This is a genomic window from Frondihabitans cladoniiphilus, from assembly GCF_039544345.1.
GTDB lineage: Bacteria > Actinomycetota > Actinomycetes > Actinomycetales > Microbacteriaceae > Frondihabitans > Frondihabitans cladoniiphilus.
The window spans coordinates 331,991-356,541 of sequence record NZ_BAABLM010000005.1 but is presented as its reverse complement, the minus strand read 5'-3'; the positions used below and the strand labels follow the sequence as shown (position 1 = coordinate 356,541).

Genomic DNA, 24,551 nt, shown 5'->3' with positions numbered 1-24,551 from the left:
CATCGGTCAGTCCTTCTGACGACCTGAGAAGAGGACGGAGGCGGCCACGATGCTGAGACTCAGCGCGAGGCCGGGGAACAGGAAGCCCCACCAGCGGCCGGCGGACGCGTCGCTCGCACCGGTGGCCAGCATGGTTCCCCATTCGGGCGTGGGCATCTTGATGCCGACGCCGAGGAACCCGAGCCCCGCGGTGAGCACGAGGGCCGATCCGAAGAGGATCGGGGCGTACTCGAAGGCGGGCCAGGAGGCGTTGGGCAGGACGTTGCGGATCGTGAGGTGGAGTTCACGGAAGCCGGCCATGCGAGCGGCGTCGACGTAGGCCTCGTTCTTGACCTTGAGCGTCTCGGTGCGGACCAGCTTCGCCTGGAGCGGGAACATGACGGCGGCCATGATCAGGATGAGCGCGGTCTCGCTGGTGCCGTAGAGAGTCGAGGCGATGAGGCCGATGACGATGGCCGGCACGGCCTGGAACAGGTCGAGGAAGCGCGAGAGGCCCTGCGCCGCGAGACCGACGACGCCCCGGCGGGACTCGTTCATGCCGGTGACGATGCCGCAGAGGATCCCCGCGGCGGAGGCGATGATCGCTGCGAGGGCGCCGATGGGGACGTCGACACGGAACGCGGCCATCACACGCGAGAACACGTCGTAGCCGTTGCCGTCGGTGCCGAACCAGTTCTGCGCGTTCGGGGCGAGACCCGGCGCGGAGGCGATCAGGGTCGGGTCGTGCGTGACGAGCATCGGACCCACGACGGCGAGCACGACGAGCACTGCGGCCGGGACGAGGCGGAGCCAGCGCGGGGCGCTGCGGTGGCGCCGCTCGCGCGGGGCGGTGGTCGCGCCCGGCAGGCCGCGGTCGATCGGGGTCAGGCCGGCGGTCATGTCAGTTGCCCTTCGTGGCGGTGTCGGAGCGGCGTCGGGGATCGAGGATCATGTTCACGAGGTCGACGATCAGGAACACGATGAGCGAGACCGTGGCCGTGAAGAGCAGGAAGCCGCGCAGTGCCACGATGTCCTTCGTGTTGATCGCGTCGACGGCGTACTGCCCCATGGCGCCGAGCGAGAACAGGTTCTCCAGCAGCACGGCCCCGCCGAGCGAGAAGCCGAACATGGCCGCGAGCAGCACCACGAGCTGGGGTAGGGCCCGCCGGAAGACGCTGAGGAACACGATGCGGCGAGGCACGCCGCTGGCGATGCGGAACCAGGTGCTGGGCCGATCCACCTCTTCTTCCAGCGCCCGCACCAGGATCTTGATCAGGAGGTCGGCCTGCGAGGCGACGAGCACCAGGACGGGGAGCGTCAGGTGCGCCACGATCGATCCCGTCGCGTCGAAGCGCCCCCGGAGGATCGAGTCGAGCAACGGCAGGTTCGTGATCGGAGGCACCGCGGCGAGTCCGGGCGACATCCGGCCGAGGGGCGCGGGAGCCCAGTGCAGCGTGGCGAAGAAGATGAAGATGGCCGCAACGGCGAGCAGGTACTGCGGGATCGCCCCTGCGGTGCGCGAATAGGCGGTGAGGATGCGCGACAGCACGTTCCGCGGACGCATCAGCACGAACCAGGAGGCGGCCACCGCGAAGACGATCGAGATGACGAAGGCGATCAGGGTCAGCTCGAGAGTCGCCGGCAGCCGGACCGAGAACTCGGACAGCACCGACTTGCCCGAGTACGCCGAGACCCCGAAGTTCAGGTGGACGATGTTGTTCAGGTAGGTGAGGAGCTGGCTGAACACGCTCCCGTTCAGGCCGAGCGCCTTCTGGATGGTCGCGTACTGCGCGGCGGTGATCTGCGGTCCGCCGACCAGCTTGACGGGGTCGCCGGGGATCAGCAGGACGATGAAGAAGGAGATGATCGCGAAGACGAAGACGTGGACGGGCAGCAGCGCGGTGCGCTTGATCCACCAGCGGTTCGACTGCCAGATCTCCGTGGCACGGCTCTTCTCGGGCGCGAGGCCGGCCACCGGGCCGACCGTTCGCTGATCGCGGGCGAGGGTGGTCACAGGGCTGCCTCCGAGTAGTGCGACGTGGCCGGATCCGCGTGGGCGGCGAGCAGCGCCCGCGTGTAGGGATCCTGCGCATCGGTCACGATGTCGTCGACCGAGCCGGTCTCGACGATGTGGCCGGATTTCATGATGGTGAGATCGCGCGAGATGAACGCCGTGGCGGGCAGTCCGTGCGAGACGAAGACCAGACCGGTGCCGTGCGTGGCGCAGAAGCTCCGCAGCTCGTTCAGGATGGCCCCCTGGACGGAGACGTCGAGGGCGCTCACGACTTCGTCGCAGACGAGGATGCGCGGGCGGACGACCAGGGCGCGCGCGATGGAGAACCGCTGCCGTTGACCGCCGGAGACGGCTGCGGGCTTGCGATCCGCGAGCGCCACCGGCAGGTGCAGGAGGCCGAGGACCTCGTCGACGCGCTCTTCCGCCTCCTTCCTGCCGAGGCCCAGGAGGCGACGCGCCGGAGCCCGCACGGCGTCGCGAAGGGTGCGCCGGGGGTCGAACGACGACGAGGTGTCCTGCGCGATGTACTGCACGGTGCGCCGGAAGGCATGGAGCTCGTCGGCGGGCAGGTGCTCGGGGAGGACGCGACCGTTGAACACGATCGAACCCGAGGTCGGTGTCTCGAGGCGGGTGAGCATCCTCGCCAGGGTCGATTTTCCGGAGCCGGACTCGCCGACGATGCCCATGCTCATCGTCGAGTCGACGGCGAACGACAGGTTGTCGACGGCCTGGATCCGCGTGCTGCGGCGGGCGCCGTAGGACTTGGAGACGCCGACGGCCTCGAGGCGGACGGTCTCGTGCGGCGTCGTCGGATCGAACGCGGCCATCAGTGGCTCCCCACGGTCTCGGGGATGCGCGAGTCGGCGTCGGTCGGGCCGGCCGTGACCCAGCACGCCGCCTCGTGGCGATCCGCCACGTCCACGAGGGGCGGAGCGACGGCGCAGGCCGCGACGGCGAACTCGCACCGGTCGCGGAAGACGCACTGGCCGTGGACGCTCGCGCTCTCGCGAGGCACGTTCACGGGGATGATCGGCAGGAGATCGACGTTGCGCTTGGCCAGGGTGGGCACACAGCCGAGGAGCGCGGACGTGTACGGGTGGCGGGCGGTCGTGTCGAGGTCGATCGAGGGCGCCTGCTCGACGGCTTTGCCGCCGTACATGACGACCATGCGGCTCGTGTACTCCTGGCAGAGCTTCAGGTCGTGGCTCACGATGATGAGCGCGGCGCCGAGGGTCTCGGTCATCTCCACCATGAGGTCCATCACCTCGTGCGAGGTCGAGGCGTCCAGGGCGCTGGTCGGCTCGTCGGCGATGAGCAGCTCAGGGCCCCCGCAGAGGGCGAGGGCGATCATCACGCGTTGCCGCATGCCGCCGGAGAGGGCATCCGGCCGGGCCTTCATGACCCGTTCGGTGTCGGTCAGGCCGACCCGGTGCAACCAGTCGCGGGCCTCGGCGAGCGCTTCGCCCTTCGACTCCTTGACGCCGGCCCGGAGACTCTTGCCCTTGAGGGCGGCGAGGAGCTGACTTCCGACCGTCCAGACCGGGTCGAGCGAGGTCATGGCGTCCTGGAACACGAGTCCGAGGTGCGGTGTGCCGAGGGGGATGCGCGAGGTCTTCCGGGCCAGGAGGTCGACCTCGTCGAGCCGCATCGACTCGGCGGTGACCTCTGCGTACGGCGGGAGGAAGCCGCCGATGGCCAGGCACGCGGTCGACTTGCCGGAGCCCGACTCCCCGACGATCGCGAGCCTCTCACCGGGCTGGACGGAGAAGCTCACGTCGTCGACCGCACGGACGACGCCGCGCCGGGTACGGAATTCCACGGTGAGCCCGTGAACCTCGAGCAGCGGCTCGGGTGGGGCTGACGTGTCGATGGAGTCCATGTGTCGTTCCTCGGTTCTCGTGCCGTCGAGTGGTCGCCACCGAAACTACGGACGGGACGTTACCGCGCCGCATCATTCGCATGTCTTTTCAATTGCGCCAGGAAATAAAGCCTCTGATCAGCAAATCGTCGGTGTTTATTGCGAGTGCCCCCGACCTCGGTCGGGGGCACTTGCGCGTCAGGCGTTGTCTGCGGGAGGGGCGTCGTTCGGGATCGGACGCAGTTGGACGCCCTTCGGATCCACCTGCGGCGCTCCGGCTTCGACGAGCTCGAGCCAGCGGCGATCGGCCTCGAGATCCTCGGGGTAGTCGCCCCACTGGGTGCGCTCCTCGATGCCGACGAGGTTGCCCTCCGGATCGGCCAGGTAGGCGAGCATCGTGCCCGTCGAGTACGCGGCGGTGCCCCCCGCGAAGACGGCGCCCGACGCGGTGAGCCCGGCGACGAAGTCGTCCCAGTAGCGCATACGCAGGATGAACCCGTCGGGCAGCGACGTGCGGTCTTCGGGGACCTCGTCGACCGATCCGCCGGGCGCGATCTCGAGGATCACGGTGTCGCCGAGGTCGAGCAGGACGCTGCCGTCCTCGCGACCGACCTCGTCGAGCCCGACGACGTCGCGGTAGTGGGCGGCGAGCGCCTCGACGTCGGCGGCGCGGCGTCGGACTCGGTGCAGGTACTGCAGGTCCGGCGGGAGGGCCGGCAGGCCGTCGAACGCGACCGCGGGTCGATTCCATCGGGCGAGCGCCTCGGCGTCGGCGGCCCACGGCGACGTCTCCGATCGGGACTGGAACCCGGTCAGCAGCCGGTCGGGCCCGAGGATCCAGATCGTCTCGGAGTGCTCTCCGGACTCGCGTCCGACGACCGGGTAGCCGGCGGCGGCGAGACGTTCCTCGGTGGCGGCCAGGTCGTAGGAGCGGAACAGCGGCGTCGTGGTGGCCGTGGCCGGGTCGGTCGCGTCCACGTCGGGCTCGTCGTCGCACTTGATCTCGAAGACGAGATCCTCGCCGGCCCAGAACAGGACGGCGGGATCCAGGTCGCGGATGACCGGGAGGCCGACGACGTCCTCGTAGAAGGGCGTGAGCTCTGCGGCGGTCATGCCGGTGCTGCGACGCATCCAGTAGGCGAAGGATTGATAGCCGGTACGCATGGGGTCTCCAGGGGTCGGGTGTTCTCGGTGTCAGGACGGATCACGCCGTCTCGGGACCGGAATCCGATCGAGACGGTCGAGCCGCGGCTCGTCGCGCGCGGACGCTTCGGAAGAGGTCGAAGTCGCGCAGCGGAAGGGAGCCTTCACCGACGGGTCGTCGGTAGGCAACGACTGTAGCGCTACTCGGCTGGTCCCGGTCAAGCGGGGCAGACGACTCGTTCCCACCGATTTCCCGCGCGGCGTAAACGCTCGTTCACCCCGCGTCGGCAGGCCTCCGACCCCCGGATTCCCGGCCCTGACGCTTCGTTTCGAGCGCTTCCTCACGACCGTTTTTTCTGGCGTAATCGGGACGTGTTTCGACGGTAACTCGGCCGGAACCCACGCCACGGAGACTCGACACGTGCCCGGCGCCGGGCGACGAGGAGAAGAGGCCTCGTCAACGGGCGCCGGGCCGACTCCCTCTTCGCCGAACGAACGAAAGACCCAGAGACCCCATGACCCGCTACGTCATCAAACGTGTACTCCGAGGAGTGCTCACCGTGTTCGGTGTGATGGTCGTGTCCTTCTTCCTGCTGCGCCTGACCGGCAATCCCACCAGGCTCCTGCTCTCCCAGTCGGCGACCCAGGCCCAGGTGGACGCCCTCTCGCACCAGCTCGGCTACGACCGGCCCCTGATCGCCCAGTTCGGCTCGTTCCTCGTGAACGCCGTGCAGGGGAACCTCGGCGACTCCCTCGTGCGGCACACCTCGGCCTTCGACCTCGTCATCCAGCGGGTGCCCGCCACGTTCGAACTGGCCGTCGCCGCCTTCCTCATCGGCATCGTGCCCGCGTTCGTCGCGGCCGTGCTGGTGCAGATCACCGGCTGGCGGTGGCTGCGCACCACGCTGCTCTGGCTCGGTTCCATCCGCCAGGCGATCCCCGTGTTCGTCTTCGGCATCCTGCTGGTGCTGGTCTTCTCGATCGGCCTCCACCTCCTGCCCTCGCAGGGGAACCTCAAGCCGACCGCCCTGATCCTGCCCGCGGTGACGATGGGCACGTTCGAACTCGCCCTCTACCTCCGGCTGTTCAGCTCGTCGCTGCAGCGCGAGAACTCGGCCGACTACGTCCGCACGGCCCGCTCCAAGGGCAAGGGGCCGATCGCGATCGTCCTGTCGGACACCCTGTCCAACGCGGTCCTGCCGGTCCTCGCCGTCGCCGGCCTCAACTTCGGCGCCCTCCTCGGCGGCGCGGCCGTCGTCGAGGTCGTCTTCAACTGGCCCGGCGTCGGCCAACTGATGCTGACCAGCGTCAGCGGCCGCGACTTCCCCGTCGTGCAGGCCGGCCTGCTCGTCATCTCCGTCATCTTCGTCGTCGTGAACCTGTTGATCGACCTGCTGCACGGGGTCCTCGACCCGAGAGTGAGACTGTCGTGAGCATAAACGACCCCCTCGTCCTGACCCGGCCCGTCCGACTGAGCGGCAAGGTCCTCCCCCGCCGCCGTCGCGGCTGGTCCCCCAGCATCGTCCTGTCGTCGATCATGCTCGGCCTCGTGATCGTCCTGGTCGCCGTCGTGCCCTTCCTACCGCTCTACGACCCGTTCACACAGAACCTGTCGATCGCGCAGCAGGCTCCGTTCACCGACATGGCGCACCTCCTCGGCACCGACACCCTCGGCCGCGACATCCTCAGCCGCCTCTCGCTGGCAGGGCGCGTCTCCCTGCTGATCTCGGTCTGCGCGGTCGCCCTCAACGTGGTCATCGGAGCCATCCTCGGCCTCTCGTCCGGCTACTTCGGCAAGGCGCTCGACACGATCGTCTCGGGCGTGGCCGACCTCCAGCTCGCGATCCCGATCATGCTGCTGCTCATCCTCGTCGTCTCCGTCGTCGGCCCTTCGACCTCGACGCTGATCCTCGTGCTCGGTGTCACCTACTGGGTGGCGTACGGTCGGACGGCCCGCGCGGTGACGCTCAGCCTGCGCCAGCGCGACTTCGTCCTCTCACCGATCACGCAGGGCGCCCGGCCCACCTGGGTGATCCGCAAGCACCTGCTGCCGAAGGTGGCTCCCCAGCTCGCGATCCTCGCCTCGTTCGACATCGGCACGATGATCACCATCTCGTCGTCGCTCGACTACCTGGGCCTCGGGGTCCAGGCGCCGACCCCGACCTGGGGCGGCATGATCTCCGAGGGCCAGCAGTACCTCCAGACGAACCCGTGGCTGATCATCCTCCCGTCCATCGCGATCTTCTTCCTCGTCGGCAGCGTGCAGTTCCTGAGCCAGCGCTTCACCGGCGAGTCCACCGGCAACTCGATCTCCGGAGGCATGTGATGCCCGAGCCTCTCCTCTCGGTCCGCGACCTCGTCGTGACCTTCCGCACCCCCGCCGGCGTCCTGACCGCCATCGACGGCGTGAGCTTCGACGTCTTCCCCGGCGAGGTGCTCTGCATCGTCGGCGAGTCCGGTTCGGGCAAGTCCGTGCTCAACCTCGCGATCATGGGCCTCCTCCCGCCGAACGCGAAGATCGAATCCGGTCAGGTCCTGTACCGCGGCGAGGACATCGCCGAGGCGACGCCGAAGCGGATGCGCGAACTGCGCGGATCCCGGATCGCCATGGTCTTCCAGGACCCGATGACGGCCCTCAATCCGGTGCGTCGGGTCGGCCGCCAGATCGGCGAGATGATCCGTCTCCACGACAAGGCGAGCACGGCGGCCTCCCGCAAGGAACGCGCGATCGACCTGTTGCGCGAGGTCGGCGTGCCCGACGCGGAGGCGCGCTACGACGCCTACCCGCACCAGTTCTCCGGCGGGATGCGGCAGCGCGCCACCATCGCCATGGCGATGGCCAACCGCCCCGCCCTGCTCATCGCCGACGAGCCCACCACCGCCCTCGACGTGACGATCCAGGCCCAGGTCATGGACGTCCTGTCCGAGGTGCGGGCCGAGGTCGGCTCGTCGATGATCCTGGTCACGCACGACCTCGGCCTCGTCGCCGAAGCCGCCGACCGGGTCGCGGTCATGTACTCGGGTCGTCTCGTCGAGACGGGCACCGTCGACGAGATCTTCCACGAGGCGTCGCACCCGTACACGATCGGCCTGCTCCGCAGCCTGCTGCGGACGGATTCGACCACCGACGTGGCCTACGCCATCCCCGGCCAACCGCCGACGCTCGCCACCCGCCCGTCCGGCTGCGCCTTCCAGCCCCGCTGCGCGATCGGCCGCGACCGGCCCGAGTGCGGAGCCGTCGTGCCGCCACTGGTGCGGCTCGCGGACCCCGTCGTGGGAGCTCCCGCGGCACCGACGTCCACCGCCGGCGACGACGACGGGCACTTCGGCGCTCCGACCGTCTTCGGCCTCAGCGACGCCGACCACCTGGCCGCCTGCCTCTTCGCCGACGAGGCCGAGGCGCTGCTGGCCGAGGCGGATGCCCGGACCACCGCCACCGCCGGCTCCGGCGACCCCGTTCTCAGCCCCTCGAGGAGCACCCCGTGAGCACCACTCTCCCCGCACCCGGCGCGACCCTGCCCGGCGACGCGACCCCGAGCATCCTCGACGTCTCGAATCTCTCGATGCACTTCCCCGGACGCCGGGGCAAACCGATCCGGGCCGTGGACGACGTGTCGTTCTCGATCCGCCCCGGCGAGACCCTGGGCCTCGTCGGCGAGTCGGGCTGCGGCAAGTCGACGCTCGTCCGCAGCATCCTCGGGCTGCACAAGCCGACCGCCGGCAGCGTGAAGCTCGGCGGCGACGAACTCGTCCACCTCTCCGACGGGGCCCGGCGCAAGTACCGGTCGCGCATGCAGGTCGTCTTCCAGGACCCCTCCACGTCGCTGAACGCCGACATGACCGTGCACGACGTGATCGCCGAGCCCCTCCGGATCAACCGGCGCTACGACCAGGCCCGCGTCCACGAGCTGCTCGACCAGGTCGGGCTGCCCCGCGAGGCCCTGACGAAGAAGCCGTCCGAGTTCTCCGGCGGCCAGCGCCAGCGCATCGGCATCGCGCGAGCCCTGGCGCTGAAGCCGGAACTGCTGATCCTCGACGAGCCCGTCTCCGCCCTGGACGTCTCGATCCAGGCCCAGGTCATCAACCTCCTCGCCGAGCTCCAGCGCGAGCTCGGCCTCGCCTACCTCTTCATCGCCCACGACCTCTCCGTCGTCCGTCACGTCTCGCACCGCGTCGCCGTCATGTACCTCGGCCGGCTCGTCGAGATCGGCAGCCGCGAGCAGGTCTTCGACTCGCCCGAGCACCCGTACACGAAGGCACTGCTCTCGGCGATCCCGCTGCCGGAACCCCGTGGTCGGGCCGAGCGGTCGCGCACACTCCTCACCGGCGACCTCCCCAGCCCGGCGAATCCGCCCGCGGGATGCCCGTTCCACACGCGCTGCCCCGTGGCGCGCGACGTCTGCTCCGTCGAGACGCCTCGCCCGAGCAACTCCGAGCGGGCGGCGGCCTGCCTGTTCGCCCCCGAGGACCTCTTCGTCCGGGCGTCCTGACCGCCGGCTCCTCCCCACAGTCCTCTTCGCACCACCCGCACAGCCCCTCCCCTTCCCGCCTTCACCTCCCCCGTCCGCGCCCTCCCCCTGGCCGGACCACAGAAAGGTTCTCCCATGAGACAGCGTTTCCGCCTCGGGCTGACGATCGCCGGACTGACGACCGTCGCCGCCCTCGCGCTGACCGGGTGCTCGTCGTCCGGTTCGTCCTCCTCGTCGTCGTCGTCCGCCTCGGCCTCCGGCACGTCGTCGAAGAGCGTCACGGTCGCGATCCCCGATCAGATCACCACGCTCGACCCGATCCTCAACCAGGTGCTCACGATCAACAAGTCGGTCTTCGACTCGCTGACCACGACCGACGCCTCCGGCAAGCTCGTGGCCGACCTCGCGACCTCGTGGAAGGCCAACGCCGACTCGACCTCGTGGGTCTACACGATCCGCCCCGGCGCCAAGTTCAGCGACGGCACCCCGGTCACGGCCGACGACGTCGTCTACACCTACCAGTCGACGCAGTCGCGGGCCGACGCGCTCAACAAGAGCTACCTCGGCAGCATGACGAGCGTCGCGAAGACCGGCACCGACCAGGTGACCTTCACCCTCGCCAAGCCGGTCGCGTCGTGGCCCCGCACGACCACGCTGATCTCGATCGTGTCGCAGGCGGCCTACACGAAGGACCCCGCGGGCTACGCCAAGACGCCCCTCGGCTCCGGCCCGTACGCGGTCGCCTCGTCGACGCAGAGCTCGGTGGCCCTGACCACGAACAAGTACTACTGGGGCAAGAAGCCCGCGTACTCGAAGGCCACCATCGAGTACGTCGCCGATGCGACCGCCACGCTCAACGGCCTCCAGACCGGTGAGATCAACGCCGCGCTCGTCGCCCCGACGCAGGTCTCGACGGCGACCGGAGCCGGTCTGACCGTGAACTCGACCTCCGGCAACGGCGTCGCCTACCTCGGTTACAACACGTCGGCATCGGGCCTCCAGAGCACCGAGCTGCGCCAGGCGATCAGCTACGCGATCGACCGCGGCGCCATCGCCAAGACGCTGCTCAACGGCAACGCCGACCCGATCGGCCAGCTCGTCGCCCCGGTCACCGCCGGCTACGACAAGAGCGTGAAGCCGACCGACTACAGCCTCTCGAAGGCCAAGGCCCTGGTGAAGGCGTCCGGCTACACCGGCACGCCGATCGAGTTCGAGTACCCGACCGACGGCTGGATCCCCCAGTCGTCGCAGGTCGCCCAGGCCATCCAGGGCTACCTCAAGGCCGCGGGCATCACGGTGACGATGAAGGGCACCGACAACGCGACGCTGACCAACGACTGGCTCGCCAAGTCGATGAACGGCATCTACCTCTTCGGCTTCAAGCCGTCGACGCTCGACTCGCAGCTCGTGCTCGGCCTCCTCTACGGCCCCACCAGCAAGGGCTACCAGGACGTCCCCGCCATCGACGCGCTCATCACCCAGTCGCAGGCCGAGGCCGACCCGACCGCACGCACGGCCACCATCGGCAAGGTGTGGGAGGCGTCCAACACCGACGCGCTCTACGCGCCGCTGTTCGTCAACAAGTACTCCTACGCCAGCACCTCGGGCGTCGGCGTGAACGCCCGGTCGGACGGGTACATCTTGCCCGCCGACCTCACGGCGAAGTAGCCACCGCACCGCCTACGGGGCCCGGTCCGATTCTCGGGCCGGGCCCCGTGCATCCCCCGTCTGTGTTCTCCTGCTCCTGCTCCTGCTCCTGCTCCTCGAAAGGCATGCCATGACCACCGTGTTCCCCTGGGAGGGCGTCGTCCCCGCCGACGAGATCGCCCTGCACGAACGGCGCCAGGGACCCGTCGTGCGACCGCTCGCCGTCGGCTCCAGCCCCGCGATCATCGTCGTCGACATGTCGCGCGAGTTCGTCGACAGCGCCTATCCGACCGGAGACTCCGAGGCCGGTGGGCCGGCCGTCGCCGCGACCCTCCCGCTGCTCGCCGCCGCTCGTGCCGCCGGCGTGCCCATCGTCTACACCCGCCAGATCATGCAGGAGACGACCGTCGCCGGCATCGTCGGCCCGCGACGCTACGAGATCGACGGCGCGGCTCCCCTCACCGACCCGTCGCTGCCCGACGGCAGCGAGGTGGCCGACGCGTTCGAAGCACGGCCCGACGAGCTGCAGCTGATGAAGACCAAGCCGAGCGGGTTCCACGCGACGCCGCTGCTCGAGTTCCTGACGTTCCACCGCATCGACACGCTCATCGTCACCGGCATGGTGACGAGCGGCTGCGTGCGCGCGACCGCCCTCGACGGCTACATGAACAACTTCAACGTCGTGCTTCCCCACGACGCGACGGCCGACTGGAGCCCGTTCCAGCACGCCACCTCGCTGTTCGACCTGCACATGAAGTACGCCGACGTGACCGACGTCGCCACGGTGGTGGAGTACCTGGGTTCGCTGCCGCGGTAGGGCGGGACGGCACTGTGTCGTGCGGTGCCGCCGCCGTAGGTCGTGCGGTGTCGCCGCCGTAGGTCGTGCGGTGTCGCCGCCGTAGCCGCACCCTCGCTGCTCCGGTCGCCGACTGTACGAAATCGGGGCGGAGCATGCGTCTCCGGCCCGCATTTCGTACATTCGGCCGCCGAGTGGGCGGAAACGGCCGGGCATCCACTGCGGGGCGGCCGATTGCGCCCCCTCAGGGGATCCGGCGCTACCCAGCGACCGTCGGGGGGTCAGGCAGCCGCGGCGAGGACGAACCCCTGCGGGTGCCGCTCCGAGACGCGAGGTGCTCGCTCCAGACGGGCCTTCACCTCGAACCCGACGGCCTCGAGAGCAACCGCCAGGTCGTCGACTCTGTGCAGGTGCGCGATCATCTCCACGTCGTGCCCGTACGCGCACGCCATCGTGCGAGTGCCCTCCCCGGATTGAAAGCCGAGGAGCGCGATCCCACCAGGCTTCGTCACGCGACGCAGTTCCCGCAACACCGGGCCGAGCTCGGCCGGCGGCGTGTGGATGATCGAATACCAGGCGAGGACACCGTCGAACCGCGCATCGTCGTACGGAAGCTCGATCAAGTCAGCGACGGCGCGGAATCGTGGGATGCACGTGCCGCGCCTCGGCGACCATGCCGGCCGAGACGTCCGCCCCTTCGACTTCGGCGATCCCCAGGTGCTCGAGATGCGCGATCATCCGGCCGGCACCGCACCCGGCGTCCAGCACCCGGGCGCCGTGGGCGCTTCGAGATCGGGCTTCGCGCGCGAACTCCGCGATCATGGCGAGGTCGAGCGGTGCTTCGAACGTGACGTCTGGCAGGACGCGCGCGTAGGTCGAGGCCACCGTGTCGTAGGCGGCCGCGATCCGTTTCATGCGGCCAGGCTACCGGCCCGTCGAAGGGGCGAAATCGGGGGTAAGCGAGCAGCCCGAGGCCGCGTTTTCGCCCATTCGGCCGCGCGGTGTACCGAATGGGCGCAAACGGCCGGGCGGGCGACGCGAGTCGGCCGATTGCGCCCACTCGGTTCAGGACAACCAGGCGAGCAGCCGTCTCAGGAGTCGCCGCGCTCCTCGTCCGGGTAGCGCTCGTCGGCGGGGTCGTAGGAGGAGCCCTTGCCGATCTCTTCGTCGCCCTTCGGCACGTGGCGCTCGGCCGTGACGCCGGCGTCGTTGGCGGCGACGTAGTCCCGCTCACCGGACAGCGCACCGCCCAGAGGCTCGGTGATGTCGGCGGCGGGCCCGGAAGCGGCGGGCCCGGAAGCGGCGGGCCCGGAAGCGTCGGGATCGGTCGGCGCGGGTGTTCCCGGAAGGTCGGTCATGTGCATCCCCGTTCTCGTGGCGAAGCCCCGACACTAGTCACGAGGCGAGCAGTGGCACTCAGAAGAACGAGAGCGAGCCCGTCGTCGGCACCTGGTATAGCGCGATGATCATGGCGGCCGCGGTCCGGGCCTCGCGAGCGGGGGCCACCGTGTGCGTGAACGCAGCCGTGACCTGGGCACCCTCCGCGAGCAGGGCGATGCTCGTGCCGGCGATGACGGGCAACCCGGCCTCGACGGCCAGCGCCTCGACGAGGTCGCTGAACACCGTCTTGTGACGCAACACCATCACCGCCACCCAGGGCACGTCGCGCCCGAGTTCCGCGTAGGCGTTGACGAAGACACAGCCCTGGAACGTCTCTTCGGCGAACCAGCCCTCGAGGTAGCCGAAGATCGACAGGATCTTGTCGCGAGGGTCGGGAAAGGCCTCCATGCCCTTGGCGATGTTGGCGCGCCAATCGGCGTGACGGGCGTCGAGCACCGCCTCGACGAGGGCGTCCTTGTCGACGAAGGCCGCGTCGAGATCCCCCCGCGAGAAGCCGGCGGAGGAAGCGATCGAGTCCAACGACGTCGGCGTGATGCCGTGGGCGTTGAAGAGCTCGTCCGCGCACTTCACGAGCGACCGCCGTCGTCGATCGCCGGTGAGAACAGCGGAGGCGAGGGGCATGGGGCTCGTTCGATCAGTGGTGAGGTGGGTGAGACGGCGTGGGTACGACCTTATGCCGAGACGAGGGATGCTCGACCGTCTCGTCCGAGAAAGGCATCGGTTGATGCCGTCCTAGCCACGAAACGCTATTCCCGGCCTCCCGCCTGGGTACTCGCTGCATCGACCTGCCGCACAATGCCAAAGCGCCTCCCCCTCTCCGAAGGGAGAGGAAGAGGCGCTTCGCAAGGGAACCGGACGGATCAGGCCTCGAGCTGGGCGTCGAGCGTGATCTCGACTCCCGTCAGGGCCTTCGACACGGGGCAGCCGACCTTGGCGTCGTTCGCCGCCTGGAGGAACGCGTCGGCGTCGATGCCGGTGACCTCGCCCCGCACCGTGAGGTGGATGTTCTTGAGCTCGAAGCCGCCGGCGTTGTCCGGGCCGAGGGTGACGTCGGCCTTGACGTCGAGCGCCTCGACCGTGCCGCCCGCTGCACCGAGGACGGCAGAGAACTGCATGGCGTAGCAGGCCGAGTGGGCCGCGGCGAGCAGCTCTTCGGGGCTGGTGAAGCCGTTGGCGTCGTCGGCGGCGCGCTTCGGGAACGAGACGTCGTAGGTGCCGATCTTCGAGCTCGAGAGCTCGACCTGGCCTTCGCCCTTCTCGAGGCTTCCGTTCCAGGCGGTGCGTGCGGTGCGGGTGGGCATGAGTGCTTCTTTCTTCAGGGGGTGGTGGATCGGGAGGGAAACGGGGGATGCACGGGCCCGGCTCAGGCGGACCGGAGCCCTTGGCGCACATGGTCGCCGACACCGTTGAGCTGGGCTGTGAGCGCTTGGAGGGCCGGCAGGTCGAGCCCCGTGGCCGCACAGATCTCGGCGGGGATGCCCTGAGCCTGCTCGTGGAGCGCGGCGCCGGTCTCGGTCAGGGACACGAGCACGGAACGCTCGTCGGTGGCGACCCGGGTCTTGACGATGTGACCGGCCTTCTCCAAACGCCGAAGGAGCGGCGACAGCGTGCCGGAGTCGAGATGCAGGCGTTCGCCGAGCTGCGAGACGGTGAGCGGGCCCGACTGCCAGAGGACGAGGAACACGAGGTACTGCGGGTAGGTCAGGCCGAGCGGCACGAGGAGGTCGCGGTACCGGGTCGTGAGCGCCCGCGACGCGCTGTAGAGCGCGAAGCAGATCTGCTCGTCGAGGCTCGGCTGCTGGTCCATGCCGTCGACAGTATCACATTGCGCGCAACTAGGTTGTGCTCAATTTAAGTGACAGCGAATATCAGAGCGAAGTCGAGGGCGACCGTCAGGCGGGCGGTCCGCCGGCCTCGCCGAGGGCACGGAGCAGCTCGACGAGCTGAGCGCGGTCGGAGCGAGAGAGGGGCTCGAGGGCGCGCTCCTCGGATTCGACCAGCGCGATCATGGCCCGATCGACGCGCTCCCGGCCGAGCGGAGTCATCTGGACGAGCACACTGCGGCCGTCTTCGGGGTTCTTCCGCCGCCCGACGAGGCCGCGTTCCTCCAGATGGTCGACGCGCTGAGTCAGGGTGCCGCTCGTGACCATGGTCACAGTCAACAACTGTGCCGGGCTCATCTCGAACGGCTCGCCGGCTCGGCGGAGGGCGGCCAGGACGTCGAACTCCCAGATGGCGAGGTCGGCCGTGCCGAACGCCGCACGTCGGATCCCCGTCAATCGATGCGACACCCGTCGCAATCGCGACATGACGTCGAGGGGCGTGAAGTCGATCTCGGGCAGTTGCCCGGCCCAGGCATCGATGAGCAGGTCGACCTCGTCGTTGTCGTTCACAGGCGGCTGCTCTTCATGAGAGGGGACTCGGGCTCATGAGGCGAGCGTAGCCCGGCGTCCGGAGGCGCTGCTGGATGCCGATCCGTCACTCCCCCGGGGCGACACCGGAGCCGTCGTCGGTTTCGGCCAGCTCGGTGGCGTAGGCCCCCATGGCGTCGGACATCCGGGCCAGGAACCGCTCGACCACGACGAGCTCGTCCTCGTCGAGGTCGTCGAAGACCGCATCGCTCATGCGCGCCAAGGGGGTGAAGAACTGCCGCGCGACGGCCATGCCCTGATCGCCGTAGTGCACGCGCACCATTCGGCGGTCCTGCTCGTCGCGCTTGCGAACCACGTGCCCTTGCCGCTCCAGCCGATCGATGACACCCGTCGCGGCACCGGACGTGAGGCCGAGGCGCTCGGCGATGCGTCCGGCGCTCGTCGGCGACCCGGCGTTCTCCTCGTGCAGGACGTGGAGGAGCGCGTCGAGGTCGGTCTGGCTCAGCCCCTGCCGGGCCGAGAAGTACTGGGTGATGCGTCGCCCCTCGGTGATCAGCCGCTGGATGTCCTCGACGGCGAGCGCCCGGAGGCGAGCGCGGTCGGGGTCGTCGGTCATGTTGCGCAATCTACCCGATTGCTATAAACCTTAGTAGCTAAGACATCCAGTGACTAAGGGAACAATCATCCGCACCCTCGCCCGCCTCGTGAGCTCACGCCGCACTTCCTGGTTCGTGCTCGGCATCACCGCAGCCGTCGTCGTCCTCCTCTTCGCGCTCCTTCCCAAGGGCGGCAGCTCGGCGTTCCCCACCTCGACCCTTCCGTCGAGCGCGCAGTCGGCGCAGGTGACGACCCTTCTCGAGAAGTTCCCCTCCTCGCAGACGACCGTGGGCATCCTCGTCTTCGAACGGAACGACGGCGCTCGCCTCGACGCGGCCGACACGTCCGCGATCGCCACGCGGGCAACGGCACTGGCGAAACTCTCCACGACGCCGCAGGCCGTGAAGCCGCAGGTGAGCGACGACGGCACCGCCGCGCTGGTCGCGGTACCCCTGGCCAGCGCGACCGTGTCGGCCGACACGGAGGCTGCGGCTAAGGGGCTCCGCGGTGCTGCATCCGAGGGCCTGCCGAGCGACCTGCACGCCCTGCTGACCGGCCCGGTGGGATTCCAGGCCGATGTGTCGAACGCCTTCGCGGGTGCCGACTTCCGCCTCCTGCTGGTCACTGTCATCGTCGTGGCCGCGCTGCTGATCATCACCTACCGCAGCCCCGTGCTCTGGATCGTGCCCCTCGCCGTCGTCGGGGTGGCGGACGGCCTCTCGCGCTTCGTCGTCACCGCGCTGGCCGACGCCGTCGGCATCACGGTCGACGCCTCGATCTCGGGCATCCTGTCGGTCCTGGTCTTCGGCGCGGGCACGAACTACGCCCTGCTCCTCGTCGCCCGCTACCGCGAGGAGCTCACGCGCACCGACGACCGGTTCCGCGCCATGCGCACCGCCGTCACCAGTGCCGGGCCGGCCATCGCGGCGAGCGGCGGCACCGTCGCTCTCAGCCTGCTCACCCTCCTGCTGGCCTCGCTGTCGAGCAACCGGGCCCTCGGCTTCGCCTGCGCCATCGGCGTCGTGATCGCCGTGCTGTTCGCCGTGATCGCCCTGCCCTCGGCTCTCGCCGTGTGCGGCCGTCGCCTCTTCTGGCCGTTCGTGCCGCGAGTGGCGGCCTCCGATGAGGCGGCCGCCACGCACACCGAGGCGCCCGCCGATCCCGCGCGCGACCACACCGTCGTCGACCACGACCGCGACGGCTTCTGGGCCCGCCTCGGCCGCCGCGTGGCCCGCCGCCCCGGCCGGGTGACCGTCGCCTCCGTCGTGGGCCTCGGCATCCTGGCACTCGGGCTCGGCGGGTATTCCGTCGGGCTCTCGCAGACGGCGCAGCTCCTCGGGACCCCCGACAGCGTCGTGGCCCAGAACGTCATCGACCGGTCGTTCTCCGCGGGCCTCACGAGCCGCACCACCGTGCTCACGCCCGATGCCGCTGCCGACCGGGCCGTGGCCGAAGCCACGGCGACCGCGGGCGTCGAGACCGCGTCGATCACCGAAAAGCATGCAGGCCTGACCCGGATCGACCTGACCCTGACGGCCGAACCCCAGAGCGACGCCGCCTTCGCGACGGTCGAACGGCTCCGTTCCGAGTTCGCCGACGCGGGCGGCACCGTGGCGGAGTCGCTCGTGGGCGGTTCGGACGCCACCGCCCTCGACACCAAGCAGGCGGCCGCCCACGACCTCGGGCTCGTGGCGCCGATCATCCTCGCGATCGTGTTCGTCGTGCTGGGGCTGCTCCTCCGCTCGCTCGTCGCGCCCGTCCTCCTCATCGCGAGCGTCCTCGCCACCTTCTTCGCGAGCCTCGGCGCCTCGACCTGGGCCTTCACCCACCTCCTGGGGTTCCCGGCCCTCGACACGAGCGTGACGCTGTACGCCTTCCTCTTCCTGGTGGCGCTGGGAGTCGACTACAACATCTTCCTCACCACCCGGGCCCGAGAAGAGCGTCAGGCGCACGGGACTCGCGAGGGAATGGTGCGGGCTCTCGGATCCACCGGGGCCGTGATCACGAGTGCGGGCATCCTGCTCGCGGCGGTCTTCGCCGTCCTGGGCGTCCTGCCGGTCGTCGCTCTGACGCAGGTCGGCATCATCGTCTGCCTCGGGGTGCTCATCGACACTCTCGTCGTGCGCACCCTGGTCGTCCCCGCTCTGGTGTTCCTGACCGGCGACCGCTTCTGGTGGCCGTCGAGGCGCTCTCTCGCGCAGTGAGAAACATTGCTGGACCTGGTACCACAAGGCCGTGTAGATTCCACGAATCAGGGAACAACCGGGGTAACCACCAATGAAGGCGGTACGGCCATGGAGATCGACGAGCAGGTCCTCGACACCATCGACGGGTTCGGACGCGATCGCGCCCTCCCTCCTCTGGCCTGGATGGTCCTGACCGTCAACGGCCACATCCACGTCGAGGGCACCGGCCCCTCCGAGCCGGTCGAGCGGTGGGGCGAGGCCCTCGGTCTCGACGAGCACCGACCCAGCTCCCCGCGGACCTGGCGGGGCGAGCTCGGCCCGTGGAAGGTCGAGCTGCTCGCGGCCTGAAGGTCGAGCTGCTCGCGGCCTGAACCGAGTCCGTCCGGGCGTCAGAGCGCGAGCGGCTCCAGCTCCGGCACGGCCTCTCCGAGGATCCGCCGAGCGAGCAGCCGCCCGACGACCGGCCCCATGGTCAGGCCCGCCGCCCCGAACCCCGCGTTCACCCACACCCCGTCCCCTCCGGGCAGGGCTCCGACGAACGGGAGTTCGCGCCCGGCCGCGGGGCGCAGACCGACGCGCGTCTCGAGCAGGGTGGCGTCGGCGAGGCCCGGTGCGAGGGCCAGTGCATCCTCGAGCACCTGCCTCTGGCCCCCGGCCGTGACCCGCGGATCGAAGCCGCTGCCGGTCTCGCGCGTCGCCCCGGCCACCACCCGCGAATCGTCGAACGCGACGAGGTAGTTGCCCGCGATCGGGTGCACCGACGGCCAGCCGGAGGTGTCGACGCCGTCGAGGCGCAGGTGCGTGATCTGGCCACGCTGCGGCTCCAGGGCCAGCGGTCGGCCGAGGCCCGCGAGCAGGGCCGGGGTCCAGGCGCCGGTGGCGAGCACGACGGCGTCGACCGCGAGAGGGCTGTCGCCCACGGTGACGAGGATGCCCGTCCCGCGCTCCTCGAGACGGGCCCGCCCCTCGACCACCTCGGCCCCGAGCCTGCGGGCTGCCGCGAGCAGGGCGCGTCGAAGGAGCCTCCCGTCGACCCGCGCCCCGCCCGTGAGGTGGATGCCGGGGAGCCCCTCGGCGAGCGGCGGGAAGTGCATCCTCGTCTCGACCGCCGTCAGGCGACTCACGTCACCCATCTCGGGAGCCGAACCGATCCGCTCCGCCAGGCGCGCGGCCACGGCGTCGAGCTTCGCGGGATCGGCGTTCACGACCAGGGCGCCGGGGCGGCCGTAGCCGGTCTCGTGCTCGCCCAGGTCGGCCAGCGCTCGGACGAGGTCCGGGTAGTACCGGGCGCCCTGCGCGTAGAGGTCGTAGAAGGCCCCCGTCGTCGTGCCCGACCAGGGCTGGATGATGCCCGCTCCGGCGTTCGTGGCCGTCCCGACGAGGTCGGCGTCGACGACGGTCACGCGGGCACCCCCTCGGGCCAGGTCGAAGGCGGTGGACGCTCCTGCCACTCCGGAACCGATGACGACGACGGAGAGGGGATCGCGAACCATGGTTCGAGCGTAGCCAGCACCCGTCGGCGAAGGCCGGCGTCGGGAAAAGTGTCTCGACGTCGAGATACTCGGGTCTAGGGTGGGATCGATGAGTTCTCCGGCCGACAGCGATTTCCGACTCCGGAGCATCGCCGTAGCCGGATTCGGTCCGTCCGTCCTCTTCGGCTTCTCGCAGGGCGCGATCCTCCCGGTCGTCGCGATCAGCGCCATCGACCGGGGCGCCACCGAGGCCGTCGCCTCCCTCGTCGTGGCGATCATGGGTCTCGGATCGCTCCTCACCAACATCCCGGCGGGCGTCATCACGACCCGGATCGGCGAGCGCCGCTCGATGGTCGGCGCGGCCGGGCTCAGCGCCGTCGGCCTCATCCTTTGCCTGCTGAACGCCGACCTGCTGGTCTTCGCCCTCGGCATCCTCCTGATCGGCGCCGCGAGTTCCGTGTTCCTCCTCGCGCGTCAGTCGTACATGACGGAGATGGTGCCGGAGTCCATGCGGGCCCGAGCACTCTCGACCCTCGGCGGCGCCCAGCGCATCGGCGTCTTCGTCGGCCCGTTCATCGGTGCGGCGGCTCTCGGCACGATCGGTCTCTCCGGCGCGTACCTGATCGGGCTCGTGGCGATCCTGGCAGCGGGAGCGATCGCCTACACGGTGCCGGACCTGTCCGAGGAGGAGACCGAGGCGGGACGCGCGGCCGCGGCGGGCGGACCGGCTCCGGCCCGAGCGACGACGCTCGGCATGCTGAAGACGCACTGGCGCACCTTCGCGATGCTCGGAACGGGCATCCTGCTGCTCTCGGCCATCCGGTCGACTCGCCAGGTGGTCGTGCCTCTCTGGGCGACCCACATCGGCCTCGACGCCGGTCAGACCTCGATCGTCTACGGCATCGCGGGGGTGGTCGACGCGGCCATCTTCTATCCGGCCGGGTACGTGATGGACAAGTACGGCCGCAAGTGGATCGCCATTCCCTGCACGATCATCATGGGCATCTCGTTCCTGCTCATGCCGCTGACGCACGCGGCCGTGACGCTGACCCTCGTGTCGGTCCTGATGGGCTTCGGCAACGGCATCGGGTCGGGCATCGTGAACACGCTCGGCTCGGACGCGTCGCCGGCCGTGGGGCGACCCACGTTCTTGGGGCTCTGGCGCGAGCTGGCCGACGGCGGCAGTGCGATCGGGCCGTTGATCCTGTCGATCGTGACCGGGTTCGCCGGGCTCGCCGTCGGCATCGTCGTCTCGGGCTTCGTCGGGTTCGCGGCGGCGGCGACCCTGGCGAAGTGGATCCCCCGTCGTCCTCGCCCTGATGCGCCCCCGACCGACTGACTTTCTCCCCCTCCTCCCTCCCTTCTCCCCCTCAGCAGCCTTCCTGTGCGCAAATGTCGAGTGATCCCGGGTGCGCGCGCCGCAGCGCCCCGGATTCATCGCACGGGGGTTGCGAATCGCTCGCGATTTGCGCACCACCGAATGCACGGCGAGCCCGAGCGGCGACGACCTAGGGCGTGGGCTGCGGGGACCGGGCAGCGGCACCCGAAGACGACGCGGCAGCGACGGCCCGAGCCGCTTCGCGAGCCGCCGGACGCACGTGCCGCAGGTGGTGCGCCAGCCAGATCAGGAGCCCGACGAACGGGAGGGCCGCCCCGAAGAGGCTGACCGCGTCCCATCCCCCGGCCGTGTACAGCAGCCCGGTGATCGCCGAGGCGATCGCGCCCCCGACGAACAGGGTGAACATGTAGACGCTGTTGATGCGCGAGCGGGCCGACGGATCGAGCGCGTAGACCTCGTGCTGCCCCAGCACCTGATGGCTCTGTACCGCGAAGTCGAGCAGGATCGCCCCGACCGCCAGCGCCACGATGCTCGTCGGGAGAACCGCGACGATCAGCAGCGCGATCACCGCCAGAAGCATGGCCGCCCCGCTCGAGAGGTGCCCGAGCCCGCGGTCGCCCAGACGGCCGGCGACCGGTGCGGCCAGGGCTCCGGCCGCCCCGACCAGCGCGAACAGCCCGATCGCCGTCTGGCCGAAGCCGAACTGAGCGATGAGGTGGAACGCCACGGCTGTCCAGAACGCCGTGAACGCCCCGAAGATGAGCGCCTGGCTGAGGGCGCGACGACGCAGCGGCTCGTGGCGGCGGACCAGGACGACCATCGACTTGAGCAGTGCCCCGTACGACACGGGCGTGGCCGGGCGACGCTTCGGCAGGATGCCCCGCAGCAGGAAGCTGAGGACCACCATCACCACGGCGCTCATCAGGTAGATCGACGACCACCCCCATGCGGCGGCGACGAAGCTCGCGAGGGTCCGGGCGAGCAGGATGCCCAACAGCAGCCCCATCATCACCTGACCGACCACGCGGCCGCCCTGCCCCTCCGGCGCCAGATTCGCTGCGATGGGCACGATCACCTGCACCACCACACTCGTGACGCCGATCAGGATCGACATCGCGAGGAAGACGCCGAACGACGGCGAGAACGCCGCGACGCCGAGCGCGACGGCGGTGCCGAGGAGGGTCCAGGAGGCGAGACCGCGGTTCTCGACCTTGTCGCCGAGGGGCACCAGGGCGATCATGCCGAGGGCGTAGCCGAGCTGCGTGAGGGTGACGACCAGCGCGGCCGTGCCCTCGGAGACCGAGAAGTCGTGGGCGATCAGACCGAGCAACGGCTGCGAGTAGTAGATGTTCGCGACGGTGAACCCGCAGGTGAGCGCCATCACGACGGTGACGAGGCGGAGGCTTCTCGTTCGGGTCATAGGTCCATTCTCGTACGATGGTCGCGTCTCGCCTCCCCGAGCATCCCCCGAGCATCCCCAGCAGAAGGCTCCGCCATGTCCGCCGGCATCCCCAGCCCGTCGATCAACTCCTTCGACATCGGTCCGCTGACCGTGCACTTCTATGCGCTGTGCATCCTCGTCGGCATCGTCATCGCCATCGTCCTCACCAACGGCCGCCTGAAGCGACGAGGCGTCGAGTCCGGGGTCATCCTCGACATCGCCATCTGGGCGGTCCCGATCGGCCTGATCGGCGGGCGGCTCTATCACGTGGTGACCCACCCGCACGACTACTTCTACGCCGGCGCGAACCTCTGGAACGTCTTCGCCATCTGGGAGGGCGGCCTCGCGATCTTCGGCTCGATCCTCGCCGGCACCCTCGGCGCGTACATCGGCTGCCGGCGGGCGAAGGTCGACTTCGTGACCTTCGCCGACGCGCTCATGCCCGGGCTGCTGCTGGCCCAGGCGTTCGGTCGCCTCGGCAACTACTTCAATCAGGAGCTCTACGGCAGCCCGACGACCCTGCCGTGGGGCCTGCAGATCTCGACGAGCAGCCCCGCTTATCCGGCCGGCCTCCCCGCCGGCACGCTCTTCCAGCCGCTGTTCCTTTACGAGATGGTCTGGAACATCATCGGCGCCCTGCTGATCATGGCGCTCGGCCGCCGCATCGCCTTCAAGCGGGGCCAGGTGCTCGCCTCCTACCTCGTCTGGTACGGCTGCGCCCGGGCCGTGCTCGAGTCGCTGCGGCTCGATCCGACCGAGTTCTACTTCCTGGGCCTCAAGATCAACGAGGACATCGCGATCCTCATGGCGATCGTCGGCGTCGTGCTCTTCGTGATTCAGGGGCGACGCGGAACGGTGGATCCGGTGGTCGACCCGCGCTCGGCGCCGGACGCCTCCCAGGCCCGAGCCGACGGAGCCGACGGGGTCAACGGCTCGGCCGACGACGACCTCGCGGTCACCAGCCCTGGGTCAGATACTTCACGGCCCGATTGAACGAGGCCGCGAGGTCCATTTCCGGTCGCAGCATCGCCTGGAGCTGCAGACCCTCGTAGAGCGCGATCAGCTGATCGGCCATGATCGACGGCACGAGACCGGTCGGGGCGAGACCACGGTCGACGTCGTTCTGGATTCCGGCCTCGATCAGCTCGTGGAAGAGCTGGTACCGCTCTCGGAAGTAGGGCGCGGCCGGATGCGTCGGGTCGGCGGCCTCGGAGGAGACCCCGACGAGGAGCCTCATGAGACCGGGTTCGCGGACGTTGTGCTCGATGAGCTCGCGCATGAACTCGAGGGTGCCGCGGTCGCCGACGGCGCGCTGGACGGCGAGCAGACGGTGGTTGTTCCACCGGTCGATCACGGCCAGGAGCAGACCGGGCCAGGAGGGGAACTGGCTGAGGATCTCGTCGACGGTGATGCCGAGTTCGAGGGCGATGTCCTCGCGAGTGGTGGCTCGGTAGCCGCGGCTCGCGAAGGTGCGGATCGCGCCCTCGACGATCTCGATGCGGCCTCGGACGTCGAGGCCCAGCGCGCGGGGCGCGTCGACAGCGGGTGTCTCCATGTGATCCTCCGGGTGGGGTACCAGCTTGGCGGGTCGCCGCCCGGATGTCAGCCACTTCACTGCCCCCACTTCCGGGGCCGTCGCTCCGATCGCGGCCGATACATGCATTCGAGTACATCATGTATGACATTCGAGAAATCGATACGATCTCTGCAGGGCCGCAACACCGCCGGGTAGCGGTCCGGGCAAGGGTGAAGCCCAGGGCCGTAACAGCGACCCTGGGCTTCGAATTGCCCTCCGATAGAAGAGCTGAGGATGCAGAGACATCCCCGGAACCACATC

General features: G+C 69.6%; 26 protein-coding genes. 10 read left to right on the top strand and 16 right to left on the bottom strand.

What is annotated here, in order from left to right:
• Nucleotides 1–6: 6 nt before the first annotated feature.
• The 5 genes from ABEA39_RS13555 to ABEA39_RS13535 form a co-directional block, all read right to left on the bottom strand.
• A complete protein-coding gene (locus ABEA39_RS13555) occupies nucleotides 7–879 on the bottom strand; it encodes an ABC transporter permease (protein ID WP_345376440.1) in 873 nt (290 codons plus the stop codon).
• Nucleotide 880: 1 nt separating this feature from the next.
• Nucleotides 881–1,993, bottom strand: a complete 1,113-nt coding sequence (locus tag ABEA39_RS13550; RefSeq protein ID WP_345376439.1) for an ABC transporter permease — start codon at nucleotides 1,991–1,993, stop codon at nucleotides 881–883.
• Entirely contained in the window at nucleotides 1,990–2,820 is an 831-nt protein-coding gene (locus tag ABEA39_RS13545; RefSeq protein WP_345376438.1) for an ABC transporter ATP-binding protein, read from the bottom strand. The genes ABEA39_RS13550 and ABEA39_RS13545 overlap by 4 nt, the downstream gene beginning before the upstream one ends.
• Nucleotides 2,820–3,872: an ABC transporter ATP-binding protein gene (locus tag ABEA39_RS13540; protein WP_345376437.1), complete on the bottom strand. Its 1,053-nt coding sequence runs from the start codon at nucleotides 3,870–3,872 to the stop codon at nucleotides 2,820–2,822. Before ABEA39_RS13540 ends, ABEA39_RS13545 begins: the two co-directional genes overlap by 1 nt.
• Nucleotides 3,873–4,049: 177 nt before the next feature.
• Nucleotides 4,050–5,015, bottom strand: a complete 966-nt coding sequence (locus ABEA39_RS13535; RefSeq protein ID WP_345376436.1) for a VOC family protein — start codon at nucleotides 5,013–5,015, stop codon at nucleotides 4,050–4,052.
• 494 nt (nucleotides 5,016–5,509) lie between these two features.
• On the opposite strand from ABEA39_RS13535, the gene ABEA39_RS13530 reads away from it, so the two are divergent.
• From ABEA39_RS13530 to ABEA39_RS13505, 6 genes are all read left to right on the top strand, one after another.
• Nucleotides 5,510–6,427, top strand: a complete 918-nt coding sequence (locus ABEA39_RS13530; protein ID WP_345376435.1) for an ABC transporter permease — start codon at nucleotides 5,510–5,512, stop codon at nucleotides 6,425–6,427.
• The gene (locus ABEA39_RS13525; protein WP_345376434.1) at nucleotides 6,424–7,320 is read left to right on the top strand and encodes an ABC transporter permease; all 897 of its coding nucleotides are present in this window, start codon (nucleotides 6,424–6,426) and stop codon (nucleotides 7,318–7,320) included. Before ABEA39_RS13530 ends, ABEA39_RS13525 begins: the two co-directional genes overlap by 4 nt.
• A complete protein-coding gene (locus ABEA39_RS13520; RefSeq protein ID WP_345376433.1) occupies nucleotides 7,320–8,480 on the top strand; it encodes an ABC transporter ATP-binding protein in 1,161 nt (386 codons plus the stop codon). Before ABEA39_RS13525 ends, ABEA39_RS13520 begins: the two co-directional genes overlap by 1 nt.
• On the top strand, nucleotides 8,477–9,484 hold the full coding sequence (locus tag ABEA39_RS13515; protein WP_345376432.1) for an ABC transporter ATP-binding protein: 1,008 nt from the start codon (nucleotides 8,477–8,479) through the stop codon (nucleotides 9,482–9,484). The genes ABEA39_RS13520 and ABEA39_RS13515 overlap by 4 nt, the downstream gene beginning before the upstream one ends.
• A gap of 114 nt (nucleotides 9,485–9,598) precedes the next feature.
• A complete protein-coding gene (locus ABEA39_RS13510; RefSeq protein WP_345376431.1) occupies nucleotides 9,599–11,131 on the top strand; it encodes an ABC transporter substrate-binding protein in 1,533 nt (510 codons plus the stop codon).
• Between the two features lie 109 nt (nucleotides 11,132–11,240).
• Entirely contained in the window at nucleotides 11,241–11,927 is a 687-nt protein-coding gene (locus ABEA39_RS13505; protein WP_345376430.1) for an isochorismatase family protein, read from the top strand.
• A gap of 260 nt (nucleotides 11,928–12,187) precedes the next feature.
• Here the strand turns inward: ABEA39_RS13505 and ABEA39_RS13500 are convergent, their stop codons facing one another.
• From ABEA39_RS13500 to ABEA39_RS13465, 8 genes are all read right to left on the bottom strand, one after another.
• The gene (locus ABEA39_RS13500) at nucleotides 12,188–12,529 is read right to left on the bottom strand and encodes a class I SAM-dependent methyltransferase (protein WP_345376429.1); all 342 of its coding nucleotides are present in this window, start codon (nucleotides 12,527–12,529) and stop codon (nucleotides 12,188–12,190) included.
• Between the two features lies 1 nt (nucleotide 12,530).
• Complete coding sequence (locus ABEA39_RS13495) at nucleotides 12,531–12,821, bottom strand: methyltransferase domain-containing protein (protein ID WP_345376428.1); 291 nt, start codon at nucleotides 12,819–12,821, stop codon at nucleotides 12,531–12,533.
• Between the two features lie 176 nt (nucleotides 12,822–12,997).
• Nucleotides 12,998–13,264 (bottom strand): hypothetical protein, encoded by a 267-nt coding sequence (locus ABEA39_RS13490; RefSeq protein ID WP_345376427.1) that lies wholly within the window; start codon nucleotides 13,262–13,264, stop codon nucleotides 12,998–13,000.
• A 58-nt stretch (nucleotides 13,265–13,322) separates the two neighbouring features.
• The gene (locus ABEA39_RS13485) at nucleotides 13,323–13,928 is read right to left on the bottom strand and encodes a TetR/AcrR family transcriptional regulator (protein WP_345376426.1); all 606 of its coding nucleotides are present in this window, start codon (nucleotides 13,926–13,928) and stop codon (nucleotides 13,323–13,325) included.
• Between the two features lie 239 nt (nucleotides 13,929–14,167).
• On the bottom strand, nucleotides 14,168–14,608 hold the full coding sequence (locus ABEA39_RS13480) for an OsmC family peroxiredoxin (protein ID WP_345376425.1): 441 nt from the start codon (nucleotides 14,606–14,608) through the stop codon (nucleotides 14,168–14,170).
• A 62-nt stretch (nucleotides 14,609–14,670) separates the two neighbouring features.
• Entirely contained in the window at nucleotides 14,671–15,114 is a 444-nt protein-coding gene (locus tag ABEA39_RS13475; RefSeq protein WP_345376424.1) for a MarR family winged helix-turn-helix transcriptional regulator, read from the bottom strand.
• 85 nt (nucleotides 15,115–15,199) lie between these two features.
• Nucleotides 15,200–15,700, bottom strand: a complete 501-nt coding sequence (locus tag ABEA39_RS13470; RefSeq protein ID WP_345376423.1) for a MarR family winged helix-turn-helix transcriptional regulator — start codon at nucleotides 15,698–15,700, stop codon at nucleotides 15,200–15,202.
• Between the two features lie 85 nt (nucleotides 15,701–15,785).
• Complete coding sequence (locus tag ABEA39_RS13465; RefSeq protein ID WP_345376422.1) at nucleotides 15,786–16,295, bottom strand: MarR family winged helix-turn-helix transcriptional regulator; 510 nt, start codon at nucleotides 16,293–16,295, stop codon at nucleotides 15,786–15,788.
• Between the two features lie 49 nt (nucleotides 16,296–16,344).
• On the opposite strand from ABEA39_RS13465, the gene ABEA39_RS13460 reads away from it, so the two are divergent.
• Nucleotides 16,345–18,480: an MMPL family transporter gene (locus ABEA39_RS13460; protein ID WP_345376421.1), complete on the top strand. Its 2,136-nt coding sequence runs from the start codon at nucleotides 16,345–16,347 to the stop codon at nucleotides 18,478–18,480.
• A gap of 90 nt (nucleotides 18,481–18,570) precedes the next feature.
• Nucleotides 18,571–18,810, top strand: a complete 240-nt coding sequence (locus tag ABEA39_RS13455) for a hypothetical protein (RefSeq protein ID WP_345376420.1) — start codon at nucleotides 18,571–18,573, stop codon at nucleotides 18,808–18,810.
• A gap of 41 nt (nucleotides 18,811–18,851) precedes the next feature.
• Here ABEA39_RS13455 and ABEA39_RS13450 read toward each other — a convergent pair whose 3' ends face one another.
• Nucleotides 18,852–19,955: an NAD(P)/FAD-dependent oxidoreductase gene (locus ABEA39_RS13450; RefSeq protein WP_345376419.1), complete on the bottom strand. Its 1,104-nt coding sequence runs from the start codon at nucleotides 19,953–19,955 to the stop codon at nucleotides 18,852–18,854.
• A gap of 88 nt (nucleotides 19,956–20,043) precedes the next feature.
• Between ABEA39_RS13450 and ABEA39_RS13445 the strand changes: the two genes are divergently transcribed.
• Nucleotides 20,044–21,273: an MFS transporter gene (locus tag ABEA39_RS13445; protein ID WP_345376418.1), complete on the top strand. Its 1,230-nt coding sequence runs from the start codon at nucleotides 20,044–20,046 to the stop codon at nucleotides 21,271–21,273.
• Nucleotides 21,274–21,442: 169 nt separating this feature from the next.
• Here ABEA39_RS13445 and ABEA39_RS13440 read toward each other — a convergent pair whose 3' ends face one another.
• On the bottom strand, nucleotides 21,443–22,693 hold the full coding sequence (locus ABEA39_RS13440; RefSeq protein ID WP_345376417.1) for an MFS transporter: 1,251 nt from the start codon (nucleotides 22,691–22,693) through the stop codon (nucleotides 21,443–21,445).
• Nucleotides 22,694–22,768: 75 nt separating this feature from the next.
• On the opposite strand from ABEA39_RS13440, the gene lgt reads away from it, so the two are divergent.
• Nucleotides 22,769–23,707 carry a prolipoprotein diacylglyceryl transferase gene (lgt, locus tag ABEA39_RS13435; protein ID WP_345376416.1) on the top strand — a complete coding sequence of 313 codons (939 nt, stop codon included), beginning with the start codon at nucleotides 22,769–22,771 and terminating at the stop codon, nucleotides 23,705–23,707.
• On the opposite strand, the gene ABEA39_RS13430 is transcribed toward lgt, so the two are convergent.
• Nucleotides 23,670–24,269 carry a TetR/AcrR family transcriptional regulator gene (locus ABEA39_RS13430; protein WP_345376415.1) on the bottom strand — a complete coding sequence of 200 codons (600 nt, stop codon included), beginning with the start codon at nucleotides 24,267–24,269 and terminating at the stop codon, nucleotides 23,670–23,672. The two genes, lgt and ABEA39_RS13430, sit on opposite strands and share 38 nt — an antisense overlap.
• Nucleotides 24,270–24,551 lie beyond the last annotated feature (282 nt).